Source organism: Streptomyces sp. NBC_01431 (genome assembly GCF_036231355.1).
Classification (GTDB): domain Bacteria; phylum Actinomycetota; class Actinomycetes; order Streptomycetales; family Streptomycetaceae; genus Streptomyces.
The window spans coordinates 4,820,257-4,836,024 of record NZ_CP109496.1 but is presented as its reverse complement, the minus strand read 5'-3'; the positions used below and the strand labels follow the sequence as shown (position 1 = coordinate 4,836,024).

At 71.9% G+C, this 15,768-nt stretch carries 12 protein-coding genes; 2 read left to right on the top strand and 10 right to left on the bottom strand.

Translation table 11 applies throughout. From position 1 onward, the window contains the following. Positions 1-5: 5 nt before the first annotated feature. From OG522_RS22305 to rsmI, 8 genes are all read right to left on the bottom strand, one after another. Complete coding sequence (locus OG522_RS22305; protein WP_329464767.1) at positions 6-1,682, bottom strand: outer membrane protein assembly factor BamB family protein; 1,677 nt, start codon at positions 1,680-1,682, stop codon at positions 6-8. A 315-nt stretch (positions 1,683-1,997) separates the two neighbouring features. Continuing rightward, a complete protein-coding gene (locus OG522_RS22300) occupies positions 1,998-3,803 on the bottom strand; it encodes an ABC-F family ATP-binding cassette domain-containing protein (RefSeq protein ID WP_329464766.1) in 1,806 nt (601 codons plus the stop codon). A gap of 197 nt (positions 3,804-4,000) precedes the next feature. Then, positions 4,001-4,903, bottom strand: coding sequence for a 4-(cytidine 5'-diphospho)-2-C-methyl-D-erythritol kinase (locus OG522_RS22295; RefSeq protein WP_329464765.1), 903 nt, complete (start codon positions 4,901-4,903; stop codon positions 4,001-4,003). 167 nt (positions 4,904-5,070) lie between these two features. Then, entirely contained in the window at positions 5,071-5,931 is an 861-nt protein-coding gene (rsmA, locus tag OG522_RS22290) for a 16S rRNA (adenine(1518)-N(6)/adenine(1519)-N(6))-dimethyltransferase RsmA (RefSeq protein ID WP_329464764.1), read from the bottom strand. After that, positions 5,928-7,346 carry a ubiquitin-like domain-containing protein gene (locus OG522_RS22285; protein ID WP_443074732.1) on the bottom strand — a complete coding sequence of 473 codons (1,419 nt, stop codon included), beginning with the start codon at positions 7,344-7,346 and terminating at the stop codon, positions 5,928-5,930. The genes rsmA and OG522_RS22285 overlap by 4 nt, the downstream gene beginning before the upstream one ends. Before the next feature lie 136 nt (positions 7,347-7,482). Beyond that, on the bottom strand, positions 7,483-8,409 hold the full coding sequence (locus OG522_RS22280; RefSeq protein WP_329464763.1) for a TatD family hydrolase: 927 nt from the start codon (positions 8,407-8,409) through the stop codon (positions 7,483-7,485). Positions 8,410-8,442: 33 nt separating this feature from the next. Further along, complete coding sequence (locus OG522_RS22275) at positions 8,443-8,796, bottom strand: hypothetical protein (RefSeq protein ID WP_329464762.1); 354 nt, start codon at positions 8,794-8,796, stop codon at positions 8,443-8,445. A gap of 192 nt (positions 8,797-8,988) precedes the next feature. After that, complete coding sequence (gene rsmI, locus OG522_RS22270) at positions 8,989-9,876, bottom strand: 16S rRNA (cytidine(1402)-2'-O)-methyltransferase (protein ID WP_329464761.1); 888 nt, start codon at positions 9,874-9,876, stop codon at positions 8,989-8,991. A gap of 76 nt (positions 9,877-9,952) precedes the next feature. Between rsmI and OG522_RS22265 the strand changes: the two genes are divergently transcribed. Both OG522_RS22265 and OG522_RS22260 read left to right on the top strand, forming a co-directional pair. Further along, a complete protein-coding gene (locus tag OG522_RS22265) occupies positions 9,953-11,770 on the top strand; it encodes a dolichyl-phosphate-mannose--protein mannosyltransferase (protein WP_329464760.1) in 1,818 nt (605 codons plus the stop codon). 134 nt (positions 11,771-11,904) lie between these two features. Further along, positions 11,905-13,545, top strand: a complete 1,641-nt coding sequence (locus OG522_RS22260; protein ID WP_329464759.1) for a penicillin-binding transpeptidase domain-containing protein — start codon at positions 11,905-11,907, stop codon at positions 13,543-13,545. 156 nt (positions 13,546-13,701) lie between these two features. On the opposite strand, the gene OG522_RS22255 is transcribed toward OG522_RS22260, so the two are convergent. Both OG522_RS22255 and OG522_RS22250 read right to left on the bottom strand, forming a co-directional pair. After that, positions 13,702-14,484 (bottom strand): SDR family NAD(P)-dependent oxidoreductase, encoded by a 783-nt coding sequence (locus tag OG522_RS22255; protein ID WP_329464758.1) that lies wholly within the window; start codon positions 14,482-14,484, stop codon positions 13,702-13,704. Then, entirely contained in the window at positions 14,481-15,665 is a 1,185-nt protein-coding gene (locus OG522_RS22250; protein ID WP_329467683.1) for a serine hydrolase domain-containing protein, read from the bottom strand. Before OG522_RS22250 ends, OG522_RS22255 begins: the two co-directional genes overlap by 4 nt. Between the last annotated feature and the right edge of the window lie 103 nt (positions 15,666-15,768).

Sequence of the window (15,768 nt, the reverse complement as noted above, 5' to 3'; positions counted from 1 at the left end):
GGGCGTCACTTGCCGAAGGACAGCATCGAGTTGTCCTTCTCGTCGCCCTTGGGGCTCTTCACCCTGTCGTTGAGGATGAAGACGCGTCCGCCCGCCCACGCCAGGCGGGGGCTGAAGAAGTTGCGTTCGGTACTGGCGGCCGACGACGGGCTCTGCATGGTGATCTGCGGGGTGCCGCCGGTCAGCGGCAGCGAGGCGATCGCGGCCGCCTCCTCCACGCCGGGCTGGACGTACAGCGTGAGCTTGCCGCCCTCGACGGCCAGCGGCTGCATCAGGCGGCCCTTGGGCGCTGCGGCGTGCCACTTCTCCTTGCCGGTGCCGAGGTCGACGGCCACCACCTCGTTGCTCTGGCCCACCCCGAGTTCACCGCTGTCCTTGCCGTCGGTGGCGATGTAGAGGGTGTTGGCGTCGGCGGCCGTGCCCCAGCAGTCCTGGAGCTGGCGGTCGACGATGCCGAAGCCGCTGCACTGCGCGGTGAGCGACGACTTGGAGTCGACCTGCGAGCGGAGCTTGCCGTCGGCGGTGTACGTGGAGATGTTCCACGTCTTCTTGTCCTTGTTGGTCGCGTACACGACCAGCGGATCCATCGAGTAGATGCGGCGGATCGACCAGCCCTTGCCGTACTGGAAGTTCCACTTGGCCTTGCCGGTGGCCGGGTCGAGCTCCTGGAGCAGGTCCGACTCCGGCGCGTCCATGCTGGTGTCGTTGGGGTCGGTGCAGCTGCCGACGGTGATCAGCTTGGGACCGCCGGCGAACGCGTCGGCGCTGCAGTTGCCGGTCTTGGGGGTACCGAACAGCTTCTTGCCGTCGGTGACGGAGAAGCCGCTCGCGCCGCCCATCCGGGCCAGCGCCACGGTGTTCCCGCTGATCGCCATGTCGAAGCTGACCATGATGTCGAAGGCGCCCTCGGACGGCACCGGCGCCTTCCAGCCGATCTTGCCCGCGGCCAGGTCCACCATCTGCATGGTGTTGCACTTGGCGTCCTTGGTGTTGTTCTCCAGGACACCGAAGACGATCTTTCCGTCCGCGGTCGGGTTGTGCGGGGCGCCGCAGATGGGGGTGTCGAGCGGCACCGACCACTTCTGCTTGCCGTCGGCCGCCGCGTAGCCGACGACCTCCTTGTACATGGCCTTGACGACGGTGTCGCCGAGGATCCAGGGGCCGTACTGCTCGGCGCCGTCCTGGGTCAGCGGGGTCTCGTTCTCGTGCAGCCAGGCCTTCGCGTCGCCGGGCTTGGCACCGGAGTTGATGTCGGTGCTGTCGGTGCGTCCGTCGCCCTTGCCGTCACCCTCGTCGACCGAGGCGGAGCCGGTGGGGGTCGGGCCGTGGCTCTTGGCGGTGGCGGGCTTCTTGTCGCTGCCGCTCGTCGCGAAGTACACGCCGCCCGCGATGACCAGGAGGCCCGCGACCGCCGCGGCCACGATCATCGCGGGCTTGCCCTTGAACGGGTTCTTGCCGCCACCGCCGGGCGGCCCCGCCGGGGCGCCGGGGTAGGCCGGCTGGCCCGGGTAGCCGTAACCGCCCTGCTGGGTCTGCGCGTAGGGGTTGGCCTGCGTGGGGGGCTGGCCCGCGGCCTGCGGGTAGCCGTAGCCCGGCAGCGGCGCGGGAGGCTGCGGGTAGCCGTAGCCGGGAGCGCCGGCCGGCGGCGTCTGCGGCGGCTGCCCCGGGGGCGCGGGCGGCATGGCCGGCATCTGCGGCGGCTGGGGCGGCGGCCCCTGCGGCTGGGCAGGGGGTCCCTGCGGCTGGTCCTGCGGTGCTCCGAAGCCCCCCTGCGGCGGCTGCGAACTGGGCGGCTGGGTCACAGCGAGATACCCCCGAATTTGCGTCTTTGCGTCTTTACGTCAATCGAACGGAGCTACTTTCTATCACTCGGAGCACCGCGCACCACGGGCCGGTCCGCCCCTGTTCCCAAGGGAGAACCGGCCCGTGATGCCGCCGTTACTGACTCTGTACGCCGTCTCTACGCGAGCGCCGCAAGACGTTCGTACGCGTATGCCTCAGGCCTCCTCGGCCAGTTCGAGCCAGCGCATCTCCAACTCGTCGCGCTCGGTGATCAGTTCGCGCAGCTCGGCATCCAGTTTGGCCACCTTCCCGAAGTCCGTGGCGTTATCGGCGATTTGCGCGTGCAGACTGGTCTCACGGTCGGAGATCTTGTTCAGCTGCCGCTCGACCTTCTGGAGTTCCTTCTTCGCGGCGCGGGCGTCCTGGGCCGAGACGGCGGGCGCGGACTTGGCGGCGGGCGCGGCGGCGACGGGCTGGGCGGACTCGATCATCCGCGCCCGCCGCTCCAGGTACTCGTCGATGCCGCGCGGCAGCATCCGCAGCGTGGCGTCGCCCAGCAGGGCCCACACGTGGTCGGTGGTGCGCTCGACGAAGAACCGGTCGTGGGAGATGACGACCATGGAGCCGGGCCAGCCGTCGAGGAGGTCTTCGAGCTGGGTCAGCGTCTCGATGTCGAGGTCGTTGGTGGGCTCGTCCAGGAAGAGCACGTTGGGCTCGTCCATGAGCAGGCGCAGCAGTTGGAGGCGGCGCCGCTCACCACCGGAGAGGTCACCGACCGGGGTCCACTGCTTCTCCTTGGAGAAGCCGAACTGTTCGCAGAGCTGACCGGCCGTCATCTCGCGGCCCTTGCCGAGGTCGACGCGGTCGCGAATCTGCTGGACGGCCTCCAACACCCGCAGGGCGGGCGGGAGTTCGGCGACGTCCTGGGAGAGGTAGGCGAGCTTCACGGTCTTGCCGACGACGACCTTGCCGGCCACCGGCTGCGCCTCGCCCGCGGTGCGCCAGGCCTCGGTGAGCACACGGAGCAGCGAGGTCTTGCCCGCGCCGTTCACGCCGACCAGGCCGATGCGGTCGCCGGGGCCGAGCTGCCAGGTCAGGTGCTTGAGGAGTAGCTTCTCGCCCGCCTGGACGGTCACGTCCTCCAGGTCGAAGACGGTCTTGCCGAGCCGGGCGCCCGCGAACTTCATGAGCTCGCTGGTGTCGCGCGGCGGTGGCACGTCGGCGATCAGCTCGTTCGCGGCCTCGATGCGGTAGCGCGGTTTGGAGGTGCGGGCCGGTGCGCCGCGGCGCAGCCAGGCGAGCTCCTTGCGCATCAGGTTCTGCCGCTTGACCTCCTCCGTCGCCGCGATCCGCTCGCGCTCGGCGCGGGCGAAGACGTAGTCGGAGTAGCCGCCCTCGTACTCGAAGACCGAGCCGCGCTGCACGTCCCACATGCGGGTGCAGACCTGGTCGAGGAACCAGCGGTCGTGGGTGACGCAGACGAGGGCGGAGCGGCGGGCCTGGAGGTGGCGGGCCAGCCAGGAGATGCCTTCCACGTCGAGGTGGTTGGTCGGCTCGTCCAGGACGATGAGGTCGGGCTCGCCGATGAGCAGCTTGGCGAGCGCGATGCGGCGCCGCTCGCCACCGGACAGCGGGGCGATGACGGTGTCGAGGCCCTGCGCGAATCCGGGCAGGTCGAGCCCGCCGAACAGGCCGGTGAGCACGTCGCGGATCTTGGCGTTGCCGGCCCACTCGTGGTCGGCGAGGTCGCCGATGACCTCGTGCCGGATGGTGGCCTCGGGGTCGAGCGAGTCGTGCTGGGTGAGCACGCCGAGCCGCAGCCCGCCGACGTGCGTGACCCGTCCGGTGTCCGGCTCTTCGAGCTGGGCGAGCATCCGGATCAGCGTGGTCTTGCCGTCCCCGTTGCGCCCGACGACGCCGATCCGGTCTCCCTCGGAGACGCCGAGGGACACTCCGTCGAGCAGGGCACGGGTGCCGTACACCTTGCTGACTGCCTCGACATTGACCAGATTGACGGCCATTTCACTCCTGAGCAGGGGGATGGATCGTCGTCCAGGGTAGTCGCCACGGGCGGCCGGGCGGTGTTCGGTGGCCGGATCGGGGGACCAGGGGATCGGGCGGGGGTTGATCCGAGGTCCGGCAGGTACCGCGACCGGCTCAAGGTCGGCAGGCCGTACGACATCGACATCGACCTCACCGCGATCGGCGAACTGTGACCTCAGACCGCCAGCACCGTCGCCCCCGGGGCCGGTGACGGGGCCACTCTGGCGGTGCGGCAGGTCGCGGAGGTGGTGAGGGCGGCCGCCACCGTGCGGGCCGACTCCGGGTCGGCGCAGAGGAAGGCCGTGGTCGGGCCCGAGCCCGAGACCAGGGCGGCGAGCGCGCCTGCCGCCATGCCCGCCGCGAGGGTGTCCGCGAGCGAGGGGCGCAGGGAGAGCGCGGCCGCCTGGAGGTCGTTGGAGAGGGCGCCCGCGAGGGCCTTCGCGTCCCCCGTACGCAGTGCGTCGAGCAGGGCCGGGGAGGCGACGGGGTCTGCGGCGTCCGGGGTCAGCCGGTCGAACTCGCGGTAGACCGCGGGGGTGGAGAGCCCGCCGTCGGCGACGGCGAACACCCAGTGGAAGGTGCCGCCGACCTCCAGCGGGGTCAGCCGCTCGCCGCGCCCGGTACCGAGCGCCGCCCCGCCGACCAGGCTGAACGGTACGTCGCTGCCCAACTCGGCGCAGATGTCGAGGAGTTCGGCCCGGGAGGCGCTGGTGCCCCACAGCGCGTCGCAGGCGAGCAGCGCGCCCGCACCGTCCGCGCTGCCGCCCGCCATGCCGCCCGCGACGGGGATGTCCTTGGCGATGTGGATGTGCACGCGGGGGTCGATGCCGTGCCGGGCGGCGAGGAGCTCGGCCGCGCGGGCCGCCAGGTTCGTACGGTCCAGGGGGACCTGGGCGGCATCCGGGCCCGCGCAGGTGATGCGGAGCTCTTCGGCGGGGGTCACCGTGACGGTGTCGTACAGACCGACCGCGAGGAAGACGTTGGCGAGGTCGTGGAAGCCGTCGGGGCGGGCGGGTCCAACGCCCAGCTGGGCGTTGACCTTGGCGGGGACGCGGACGGTGACGGTGCGGGGGGTCACGGGGCTCCTTCGGGTGCGGGCCGCCCCATTTTCCCCCACGGGCCAGTGGGCGGGGCGGCGCGGCTGGGCACTGGCCAGGGGCGCGGGGAGCTGTGCGACCAGCCGCGCAGGGCCCGCGGTCGAACCTCCACCCGCGCCGGGTGTCACAGCGGGAAGGGGCGAGGGAACTAGGGCCGGTTCTCCGCGATCGCCGCGAACTCCTCCACCGTCAGTGCCTCCCCGCGCGCCTGCGGCGAGACGCCGGCCGCGACCAGCGCCGCCTCCGCCGCGGCGGGGGAACCCGCCCAGCCGGACAGCGCCGCCCGCAGGGTCTTGCGGCGCTGCGCGAACGCCGCGTCGACCACCGCGAACACCTCGGACTTGGAGGCCGTCGTCACGACCGGGGAAGCGCGCCGCACCAGCGACACCAGACCCGAGTCGACGTTCGGCGCGGGCCAGAACACGTTGCGTCCGATGGACCCGGCCCGCTTGACGTCCGCGTACCAGTTGGCCTTGACCGACGGCACCCCGTACACCTTGTTGCCGGGCTTGGCGGCCAGCCGGTCGGCGACCTCGGCCTGCACCATGACGAGGGTGCGCTCGATCGTCGGGAAGCGGTCCAGCATGTGCAGCAGGACGGGGACCGCCACGTTGTACGGGAGGTTGGCGACCAGCGCGGTCGGCGCGGGGCCGGGCAGTTCCTGGACGGCCATGGCGTCGCAGTGGACCAGGGCGAAGCGGTGCGCCCGCGCGGGCATGCGGGCGGTGACCGTCGCGGGCAGCGCACCGGCCAATACGTCGTCGATCTCGACCGCGACCACCCGGTCCGCCGCCTCCAGCAGCGCCAGCGTCAGCGAGCCGAGCCCGGGGCCGACCTCCACCACCACGTCGTCGGGGCGCACCTCCGCCGTCCGCACGATCCGGCGGACCGTATTGGCGTCGATGACGAAGTTCTGGCCGCGCTGCTTGGTGGGGCGTACGCCCAGCGCTGCGGCCAGTTCACGGATGTCGGCGGGGCCGAGGAGTGCGTCGGGCTCAGTGGTGCTCACCGATACAGCCTACGGCCGCAGTGCGGCCACGGGCTCGCCCCCCGCTTCACGAAGAGCTTCTTCGCCCGGAACGTCTGCTCCCCCGCGGGTGCCTGCTCGGGCCGCCCGCTGCCGCCGAGCGCGTGCCAGGTGCCCGCGTCGAACTGGTAGAGCCCGCCGTAGGTGCCCGACGGATCGAGGGCTCCGGGGCGCCCGCCGGACTCGCAGTGCGCGAGGCTGCCCCAGTCGAGGTGGTCGGCGCCGCCGACCGAGGCGGGCAGCGCCTTGGTGCCGACCTTGATCTGCTGGGTGACCGGTTCGCGGACGATCTCCTCGGAGATCTTCTTCGGCTTCTGCTTGACGCCGTTGACGGTCCGCAGCGCGTAGGTGACCTTCCGGACGCCGGACTGCCCCTGCCGGACCACGACCTGGGTGCCCTTGAACAGGGTGCTGTCCTTCGTCTTCTCGGTGTCGAAGGCGATCTGCTCCTCGCGCACCTCCCTCGTGCCGGTGATCCGCATGACGGTGACGGTCTGCCCGTCGCGCGGGAAGGAGGTCGGCGGCACGGAGGTGGTGTCCTGGCCCTGGAGGGTGATCCCGGCCTCCTGGGCGGCCTCGGTGACGGTGGCGGCGTTGGTGCGGATGGTGCGCTGACGGCCGTCGGCGAGGAAGGTCACCGAGCGTTCGGTGCGTACGTCCAGGGCGAGCCCCGCGCGGCCGATCTCCAGGGAGCGGGCCACCGACAGATGGGCGCCCTCGGCACGCACGCCGAGCTGGCGCAGCGCGCCTTCGACGGTGCGGGCGGTCGTCCACGCCTGGCGGCGCTGCCCGTCGAGGGTGAGCTGGACGGGGCGGCCGTAGCGGACCACCACCTCGTCGCCTCCGACGAGCTCGGCACCGGGGCCCGGCGCGACGAGGTCGTGCGCGCCGACCGGAACGTGCTCGTCGGCGAGGAGTTCATCGACGCTGCCCGCGAAGGTGTGCATGGAGCGCGGGACGCCGTCGACGGTGAGCCTGACCGCCTTGTCGCTGACGACGAAGGCGGAGGTGCCCCCGGCGAGGAACGCGACGACCAGGGCCTGCGGAACGAGGCGGCGCAGCGCGTCCGGCCCGCCCCGTGCCCGGCGCCGCCGCGCCGCCCGGCGCGACCCGGCCCGCCCCCCGCCGCCCGCCCCCGGGGGCGCCGGCGCCGTACGGGGCCCGGGAAACGGGGCCGGGGCGATGTGGGTCTCGGCGATGTGGGCGTCGCCGGTGCGGGCCCCGTCATACCTCGTCCCGTCGTACCGCGCTTCGCCGTACCGCGCTTCACCGTCGGCGTACGGGGGCGCGTAGTCGTCGTGGCCGAACGACTGGAAGCCGAAGGGGGGCGTTGCCGTGGCGCTCGCGGCCCGGTGACTGCCGCGTACGGCACGGTGACTGCCCTGCGAATTGCTCACGACGCTCCAGGGTCCGGTCCGATGGTGCGGGCCGGGACAATAGCGGAGCGCCGGTCACTCTCCAAAGCGGTTCGACTACGCAGCGTCGTACCGCTACCCTGTACGCCGCCTCAAGGTGGCCGGATTCTGTTATCGGTCAGTAATCAAACGCGCGCGCGGTGTTGTCCGCGATCGCCGCGGCCAGCGTCTCTTCGGCGATCCCCTTGACGGCCGCCATGGCCCGTACCGTGACCGGAATGAGATACGGCGCATTGGGCCGTCCGCGGTAGGGCGCCGGTGTGAGGAAGGGCGCATCCGTCTCGACGAGTACGAGTTCCGGCGGGGCGACGGCGAGCGCGTCGCGCAGCGGCTGGGCGTTCTTGAAGGTCACGTTTCCCGCGAAGGACATGAAGTAGCCGGATTTCGCGCAGAGTTCGGCCATTTCCGCGTCGCCTGAATAACAGTGGAAGACGGTACGTTCGGGGGCGCCTTCCTCCCGCAGAATGCGGAGCACATCGGCGTGCGCCTCGCGATCGTGGATGACGAGGGCCTTGCCCCGCCGCTTGGCGATCTCGATGTGCGCCCGGAAGGACCGTTCCTGGGCGGCCCTGCCCTCGGGGCCGGTGCGGTAGTCGTCCAGGCCGGTCTCGCCGACGGCCTTCACCCAGTCGAGCGCCGCGAGCCGCTCGATCTCGGCGAGCGCCTCGTCGAGCGCGCCGTCGCCGCCGGCGCCGCGGGCGCCTTGCCGCGACCAGCCGTCGGGGTCGCCGTGCACGATGCGGGGGGCTTCGTTGGGGTGCAGGGCGACGGCGGCGTGCACGTTCGGGTACGCCTCGGCGATGTCGGCCGCCCACTGGGAGCCCTTCACGTCACAGCCCACCTGGACGACAGTGGTGACACCGACGGCGGCGGCCTTCTCCAGGGCCTCCTCGACGGTGCTGTCCTGCATGTCCAGGTGGGTGTGGGAATCGGCCACCGCCACCGCGAGCGGTTCGGGCAGCGGCGGCGCGACAGAAAGGTGCCGGGCGGAGCCCGTCGTTGAGGGGCGGTGGTCGGGCGACGGGCGGGACTTGGCGGCGCTCATGCGCCCGATCCTACGAAAAGCGCGCGCCCCTGGTCACTTGCGGTGGAAGGGATGCAGAAGGTCGGACAGGTGCCAGTGGTGCTCGGGCTTCACACCGCCCTGCTGCTCGGACGGGGCCGGCTTCGATTCGTGGTCCTTGAGCCACTGCTGTGCGGTGGAGACGCGCCCGGCGCGCATGATGCGCACCACGTGGCCGCCGCAATTGAGGCAGGTGGGGGCGGAGAGCGGGGAGGGAACCCTGTCCCCGTCGGCCTTGTATACGACGAATGCCTGGCCACTGGCGTCTGTGTGGTGCTCTATTTCGTACGCCTGCTCCCAGCCGTATCCACACCTCATGCACGCGAAGGCATACGCCTCGTGTGCCGTGGTCTCAGCGATCTCACTCATGTGCCGGCTCCTCTTGTCCGCTGGACAAGCTCTTGCGAGCGCTCTTGCGAGCGGGGGCGAAAGCGTCCCCGATCCAGGAGACGCCTTTCGCTGCCAAAACGCATCAGGGGCTGTCGAGAGTTGGCGCGGTCTTGGCCTTTCCTAGGGCTGCGTCCTTTTGCCCGCCCTGGTGCGCGGCCTGCGTTTTACTTTTTACGATAGTCCTTTACCGTCCACAGGGCCCTGACGTGCCGCATTCTTTGCCGCCACCACCGCGTCGAAGACCTCGCGCTTGGGTAGACCCGTCTCGACGGCGACGGCCACGATGGCCTCCTTGCGCCGCTCCCCCGCCTCCTCACGGACCTGTACGCGTCTGACCAGCTCGGCGGCGTCGAGGTCGGCCGGGCCGGTCTCGGGCGCGCCCTCGACCACCACGGTGATCTCGCCCCGCACCCCCTCCGCCGCCCACTGCGCGAGGTCCTTCAGCGGCCCGCGCTTGACCTCCTCGTACGTCTTGGTCAGCTCCCGGCACACCGCGGCCCTGCGCTCGGCGCCGAACACCTCGGCCATCGCGGCGAGGGTGTCGTCCAGGCGGTGCGGGGCCTCGAAGTAGACAAGGGTGCGCCGCTCGTCGGCGACCTCGCGCAGCCTCCCCAGCCGCTCGCCCGCCTTGCGGGGCAGGAATCCCTCGAAGCAGAAGCGGTCGACGGGAAGCCCGGACAGGGCGAGCGCGGTGAGCACCGCGGAGGGGCCCGGTACGGCCGTCACCTTGATGTCCTTCTCGACGCAAGCCGCGACCAGGCGGTATCCGGGGTCGGAGACCGACGGCATGCCCGCGTCGGTGACGAGCAGCACTCGGGCGCCGCCTTCCAGGGCTTCGACGAGTTCGGGCGTGCGCGCCGACTCGTTGCCCTCGAAGTAGGACACGACCCGGCCCTGGGTGTGCACGCCGAGGGCCTGGGTGAGCCGGCGCAGGCGCCGGGTGTCCTCGGCGGCGACGACGTCGGCCCGTTCCAGTTCGGCGGCGAGCCGGGGCGGGGCGTCCGCGGTGTCGCCGATGGGGGTGCCTGCGAGTACGAGTGTTCCGGTCACACGAACCATCCTCGCAGCCCCGCGAGCCGACAGCCGCCGGGCCCGGGGGCGGGACTCGCACAGCCCCGTTCCCTACGATGGCGCGGTGACCAGTACTGCGCCACCGACCCTGCCGGGCCATGACGCCGGGGAAGAACCGCCCTCCTGGCAGCTGCGCATGCGCCGATTCGGCCATGCCCCGCGGCCGCGAACGGGGCTGCGCGAACGCCTCGTGCCGCCCTTCACCCAGCCCTCCGGCCAGCTCTGGACGGTGCTGGGGCTCTCCCCGGTGGCGGCGGCGCGCATCGTGCGCGTCTCGGCGTGGGCCGGGCCGCTCCTGGTGACACTGGTCGCCGGCCTCATGCGGTTCTGGCACCTGGGCGCGCCGCACGCGGTGATATTCGACGAGACGTACTACGCCAAGGACGCCTGGGCGCTCATCAACCACGGCTACGAGGGCGACTGGCCCAAGGACATCGACAAGTCGATCCTCGCCAACCCGGACCTCATCTCGGTGCCGACGGCGCCCGGCTACGTGGTGCATCCGCCGGTGGGCAAGTACCTCATCGGCATCGGCGAGAAGATGTTCGGCTTCACACCGTTCGGCTGGCGGTTCATGGTCGCGGTGCTCGGCACGCTGTCCGTTCTGCTGCTCTGCCGGATCGGGCGGCGCCTGTTCCGCTCGACGTTCCTGGGCTGTCTGGCGGGCACGCTCCTCGCGGTGGACGGGCTGCACTTCGTGATGAGCCGCACCGCGCTGCTCGACACCGTGCTGATGTTCTTCGTGGTCGCCGCCTTCGGCTGCCTCCTGGTCGACCGCGACCGCACCCGGGCCAGACTCGCGGCGGCGCTGCCCGAGGGCGAGGACGGCGAGCTGCGCCCCGACGCGCACATCGCCGCGACGCTCAGGTTCGGCCCGCGTCCCTGGCGGATCGGGGCCGGGCTCATGCTGGGCCTGGCCTGCGGCACCAAGTGGAACGGCCTCTACATCCTGGTCTTCTTCTGTGTCATGGCCGTGCTGTGGGACGCGGGCGCCCGGCGCACGGCGGGCGCGGTCTCCCCCTACCGGGCGGTCCTGCGCCGGGACGCGTTCTGGGCGTTCCTCTCGACGGTGCCGGTGGCCATCGCCACATACATGGTGTCGTGGACGGGCTGGTTCGTGACCGACAAGGGGTACGGGCGGCACTGGGCGGACGGCCGGGCGGGCCTGTCCCCCGACCACATCAAGCTGCCGGTCATCGGCACCATCAACCACCTGCCGCAATTCGACATGAGCTGGGTTCCGGCGGCGCTGCGCAGCTTCTGGCACTACGAGACCGAGGTCTACAGCTTCCACGTCGGCCTCACCGAGGGCCACACCTACCAGTCGAACCCGTGGAGCTGGATCGTCCTGGGCCGGCCCGTCTCGTACTACTACGAGAGCCCGAACCCCGGCACCGGCGGCTGCCCCTCGGACGCGGGCGGCAAGTGCGCCTCGGAGGTCCTCGCGCTCGGCACCCCGCTGCTTTGGTGGGCGGCCTGCTTCGCGATCCTCTACGTCCTGTGGCGCTGGCTCTTCCGGCGCGACTGGCGGGCCGGGGCGATCGCCTGCGGCATCGCGGCCGGGTACCTGCCCTGGTTCATGTACCAGGAGCGGACGATCTTCTTCTTCTACGCGGTCGTGTTCGTGCCGTTCCTGTGCCTGGCGGTGGCGATGATGATCGGCGCGATCATCGGGCCACCACATATGGCGCGCGGCGCAGCCGCTCCAGTGGAGCCGGGGCTCGCCCCCGGGGAAAGGCGGCGCGCGGTCGGGTCGATCGGGGCAGGCGTGCTCGTGCTGCTCATCATCTGGAACTTCATCTACTTCTGGCCGATCTTCACGGGCATGCCGATTCCGCTCGACTCCTGGCGGAGCCGGATGTGGCTGGACACGTGGGTGTGAGGCCGGTCGCGTTCCGATAACCGTTCGGACAACGTCCGGCCCCGCTGTCACTGCGGTCCCGTAGAGTCACCCCCAAGTAACCCCTTGAACACGTTCAAAGGGTTCGGGGGGACTCCTGGGGAGGGGACTGCGGGATGCGCAGTGGAGCGAAGGTCGCCATCGTCGGCGGAGTGTTCGTGGTGGCCACGGGCGGTGTCGCGTACGGGGGCTACGCGCTGGTGGGCGGTGGCGGTGACAGCAAGTCCGGTGGGACGCAGACACAAGGGGCGCCGGCCCGGACCGGGCCGCTGAGCGCGGACGAGGTCAAACAGGCGTCCACGGGCTTCCTGGACGCCTGGGCCAAGGGCGACGCGGCGGGGGCCGCCGCCCTGACCAACAACCAGTCGACAGCGGCCACCGCGCTGTCCGGCTTCCGCGACGAGGCGCACATCACCAACGTGACGGTCACCGCGGGCGCGCCGAACGGGGCGGTCGTGCCGTACACGGTGAAGGCCGACGTCTCCTTCCAGGGCAGGACGGCTCCGCTGTCGTACGCCTCACAACTGACCGTCGTACGGGGCGAGTCCACGCACAAGCCGCTCGTGGACTGGCAGCCTGCGGTGCTGTACCCGCAGCTGAAGGCGGGCGAACGGCTGGTGACGGGCGCGGCGCAGAACCCCGAGATCCAGGCCGTCGACGACCAGGACCGCCCGCTGACCAAGGAGCAGTACCCTTCGCTCGGCCCGGTCCTGGACGCGCTGCGCGCGAAGTACGGCGCCAAGGTGAACGGCACCGCGGGCATCGAGCTCCAGATCCAGGGCAACGGCACCCCGGCCCGCACGCTGGTCACCCTTCAAAAGGGCACCCCCGGCAAGCTGAAGACGACGCTGGACGCGGACGTGCAGGCGGCGGCGGAGAAGGCGGTCAAGGGCTTCGGCGAGTCGTCGGTGGTCGCCATCAAGCCGGCCACCGGCGAGATCCGGGCGATCGCGGACAACCGCACGGACAAGTTCCCGGCGTCGCTACAGGCCGCCATCGCGCCGGGCTCCACGATGAAGATCATCACCGCCACGATGATCATGAACAACGGCGTGGGCGGGGCGAACGAGAAGGCGGAATGCCCCTCGACCGTCGCGTGGGAGGGCTACACCTTCCACAACCTCGACGACTTCTCGCTCACGGACGCCACTCTCACCCGGGCCTTCGCCAGGTCCTGCAACACCGCGTTCATCAAGCCGGTCAAGCCGCTCACCGCGAAGGGCGTCGCCGGAACCGCACTCGGCCAGACGGCCCGCGACTACTACGGCCTCGGCCAGAACAACTGGAAGCTCGGCGGTGTGCAGTCCTTCGACGGCAGCGTGCCCGAGTCCTCCGGCGTGGAGACGGCCGCCTCCTACATCGGGCAGGGCAAGGTCCAGATGAGCCCGCTCGACCTGGCCTCCGTCGCCGCCACGGTGATCAACGGCGGCTTCCACCAGCCGATCCTCGTACCGAAGGACCTGGACGGGCGCGAACTGGCCACCGCCCAGCCGCTGCCCGGCTCCGTCGCCGCACAGCTCCAGCAGATGATGCGCGCGGCGACCGTCGGCGAGGGCACGGCCGTGAAGGCGATGTCCGGCGTCCCCGGCCCCAAGGGCGCCAAGACGGGCTCGGCGGAGGTCGACCAACAGGGCAAGGCCAACAGCTGGTTCACCGGCTACGGCAACGGGCTCGCCGCGGCCGCCCTCGTCCAGTCCGGCGGCCACGGCGGCGACGCGGCGGGCCCCATCGTGGCGCAGGTACTGCGCGCGGGGTAGGGACGGCGGGCAGGCTGGGTGCCGCGGCCTGGGCGTGGCCCGCGGGCCCGTGAACAACCTCGCGTGCCCCGTGCCCCGTGCCCCGTGCCCCGTGCCCCGTGCCCCGGCACTGGCGTGCGGGCGATGAGCTCGGGGCACCCGCGGAACGGGGCTGCTTCAGTTGTCGTTGACCGCCTGTTGGAAGACCGTGTTGACCGCCAGCAGGCCTCCGTCGACCCGCAGCGTCGTACCCGTGATCCAGGACGCGTCCGCGGAGGCCAGGAACGCGACGGCTGCCGCGATGTCCTCGGGCTCGCCGACCCGGCCGAGCGGGTAGACACGGGCCAGCCTGTCGAGGTGGGCCTCGCGGCCGTCCCAGCCCGGCGTGCGCACCGTGCCGGGCTGCACCAGATTGACCCGCACGCCCCGCGGCGCCGCGTCCCCGGCGAGCGTACGGGTCAGCGAGGCGAGGCCCGCCTTGGCCGCGCTGTAGGCGTGGTTGCCGAAGTCCTGCTCACCGTTGACCGAGCCGATGCTGACGATCGCGCCCCGGCCGGACGCGGCGAGGAAGGGAAGGGCGGCGCGGGCGCAGCGGAACGCGCCGGTGAGGCTGACGTCGAGGTCGCGGGCCCACTCCTCGTCGCCCTGGTCCTCCAGGAGCGGGGTGTCGGGGTGGCACGAATGGGCGTTGTTGACCAGGATGTCGAGCCGCCCGAACTCTGCGACGGCGTAGGCGACGGCGGCCTCGACCGAGGCACGGTCGGAGACGTCGCACCGCAGGGCGAGGGCGCTCTTCAAGTCGGCGGCGGTCGCGGTCGCCCGCCCCAAGTCCGCGTCGGTGACGAGGACTTGGGCGCCCTCGGCGGCGAATCTGCGGGCGGTCGCGGCGCCGATGCCGCGCCCCGCGCCGGTGATCAGTACCGCGTGCCCTGCGAAGCGTGCCGTCTGCGGATGCGTCATAGGGCCGAACGTACCGCCCGCACCAGGGCCTGGGCACGGGGATCGGCGGTGACGCCCTTCTGGAGCCCGTTGGTCACGTACCCGAACGCGACACCCGACTCGGGATCCGCGAACCCGAGCGAGCCCCCGCGGCCGGGGTGCCCGAAGGAGCCGGGGGCCAGCAGCGGCGACGCGGGGCCGTGCAGCATGTAGCCGAGTCCGAAGCGGGTGTTGACGACCAGGACGCGGTCGGGACCCGAACTCTCCTCGGTGCGGGCCAGGGTGAGCGTCGCGGGCGCGAACAGCCGTGCCCCGCCGTCCACTTCACCCAGCGTTGCGGCGTAGAAACGGGCCAGCGCGCGGGCCGTGGCGATGCCCGCGGAGGCGGGTAGTTCGGCGGCGCGATAGGCGGGGTCGTTCTCGTCCGGCAGCGGATCGATCGCCCCGAACGCACGCCGGGTCAGCGACTGGGGATCCCGGTACGCCTCGGCGACGCTCCGCTTGGGCCGCAGCCGCAGCCCGCCGTCGCCGCCCTCGGGCGCCTCGACCGGGCCGACCCGGCCCACCCGGTGCGCCTCCTCATCCGGCACCCCGAGCCAGAAGTCCAGCCCGAGCGGCCCGGCTATCTCCTCGGCGACCCAGCGGCCGATGGTGCGCCCGGTGACGCGCCGGACCAGCTCGCCCAGCAGCCAGCTGTAGGTCTGCGCGTGGTAGCCGTGCGCGGTGCCGGGCGCCCAGAACGGGGGCTGCGCGGCGACGGCCGCCGGGCCCGACTCGCCGTCGACGGCCTCGGCGGGGGTCAGCGGGCGGTCCAGGGCGGGCACGCCGGCCCGGTGCGACAGCAGGTGCCGCACCAGAGTGCGTTCCTTGCCGTGGGCCTTGAACTCGGGCCAATATGTCGACACCGGGGCATCGAGGTCGAGCCGACCGCGCTGGTGCAGGATCAGGGGCACGGCGGCGGCCACGCCCTTGGTGGCCGAGCGCACGATCTGGGCGGTATCGACCGCCCAGGGGGCGGTGCCGCCGTTGGCGCCAGCGCCGTCTACGTTCTTCGTACCGGCCCACAGGTCGACGACCTTGCGCCCGTCGCGGTAGACGGCCACGGCCGCCCCGCGTTCGCCGCGCTGCTCGAAGTTCCGCACGAAGGCGTCCCTCACCGGCTCGTACCCCGGTGCCACGGCGCCCTGTACGTCAACCACGATCCGCTCCCAACCATGCGGGGGCCCCACCGGCACCCCCCACCATGGTGCCCGACCAGGGTCCCCTGGGGCTCCGCCCCAGACCCCGTTCCCGCCTGAAGGGCGC

Bases quoted from the DNA above. Each gene is read 5' to 3' on its own strand.
- OG522_RS22305 (WP_329464767.1), bottom strand. From the start codon at position 1,682: ATGCCGCCCGCGCCCCCGGGGCAGCCGCCGCAGACGCCGCCGGCCGGC.
- OG522_RS22300 (WP_329464766.1), bottom strand. From the start codon at position 3,803: ATGGCCGTCAATCTGGTCAATGTCGAGGCAGTCAGCAAGGTGTACGGC.
- OG522_RS22280 (WP_329464763.1), bottom strand. From the start codon at position 8,409: ATGAGCGCCGCCAAGTCCCGCCCGTCGCCCGACCACCGCCCCTCAACG.
- OG522_RS22275 (WP_329464762.1), bottom strand. From the start codon at position 8,796: ATGAGTGAGATCGCTGAGACCACGGCACACGAGGCGTATGCCTTCGCG.
- rsmI (WP_329464761.1), bottom strand. From the start codon at position 9,876: ATGGTTCGTGTGACCGGAACACTCGTACTCGCAGGCACCCCCATCGGC.
- OG522_RS22260 (WP_329464759.1), top strand. From the start codon at position 11,905: ATGCGCAGTGGAGCGAAGGTCGCCATCGTCGGCGGAGTGTTCGTGGTG.
- OG522_RS22255 (WP_329464758.1), bottom strand. From the start codon at position 14,484: ATGACGCATCCGCAGACGGCACGCTTCGCAGGGCACGCGGTACTGATC.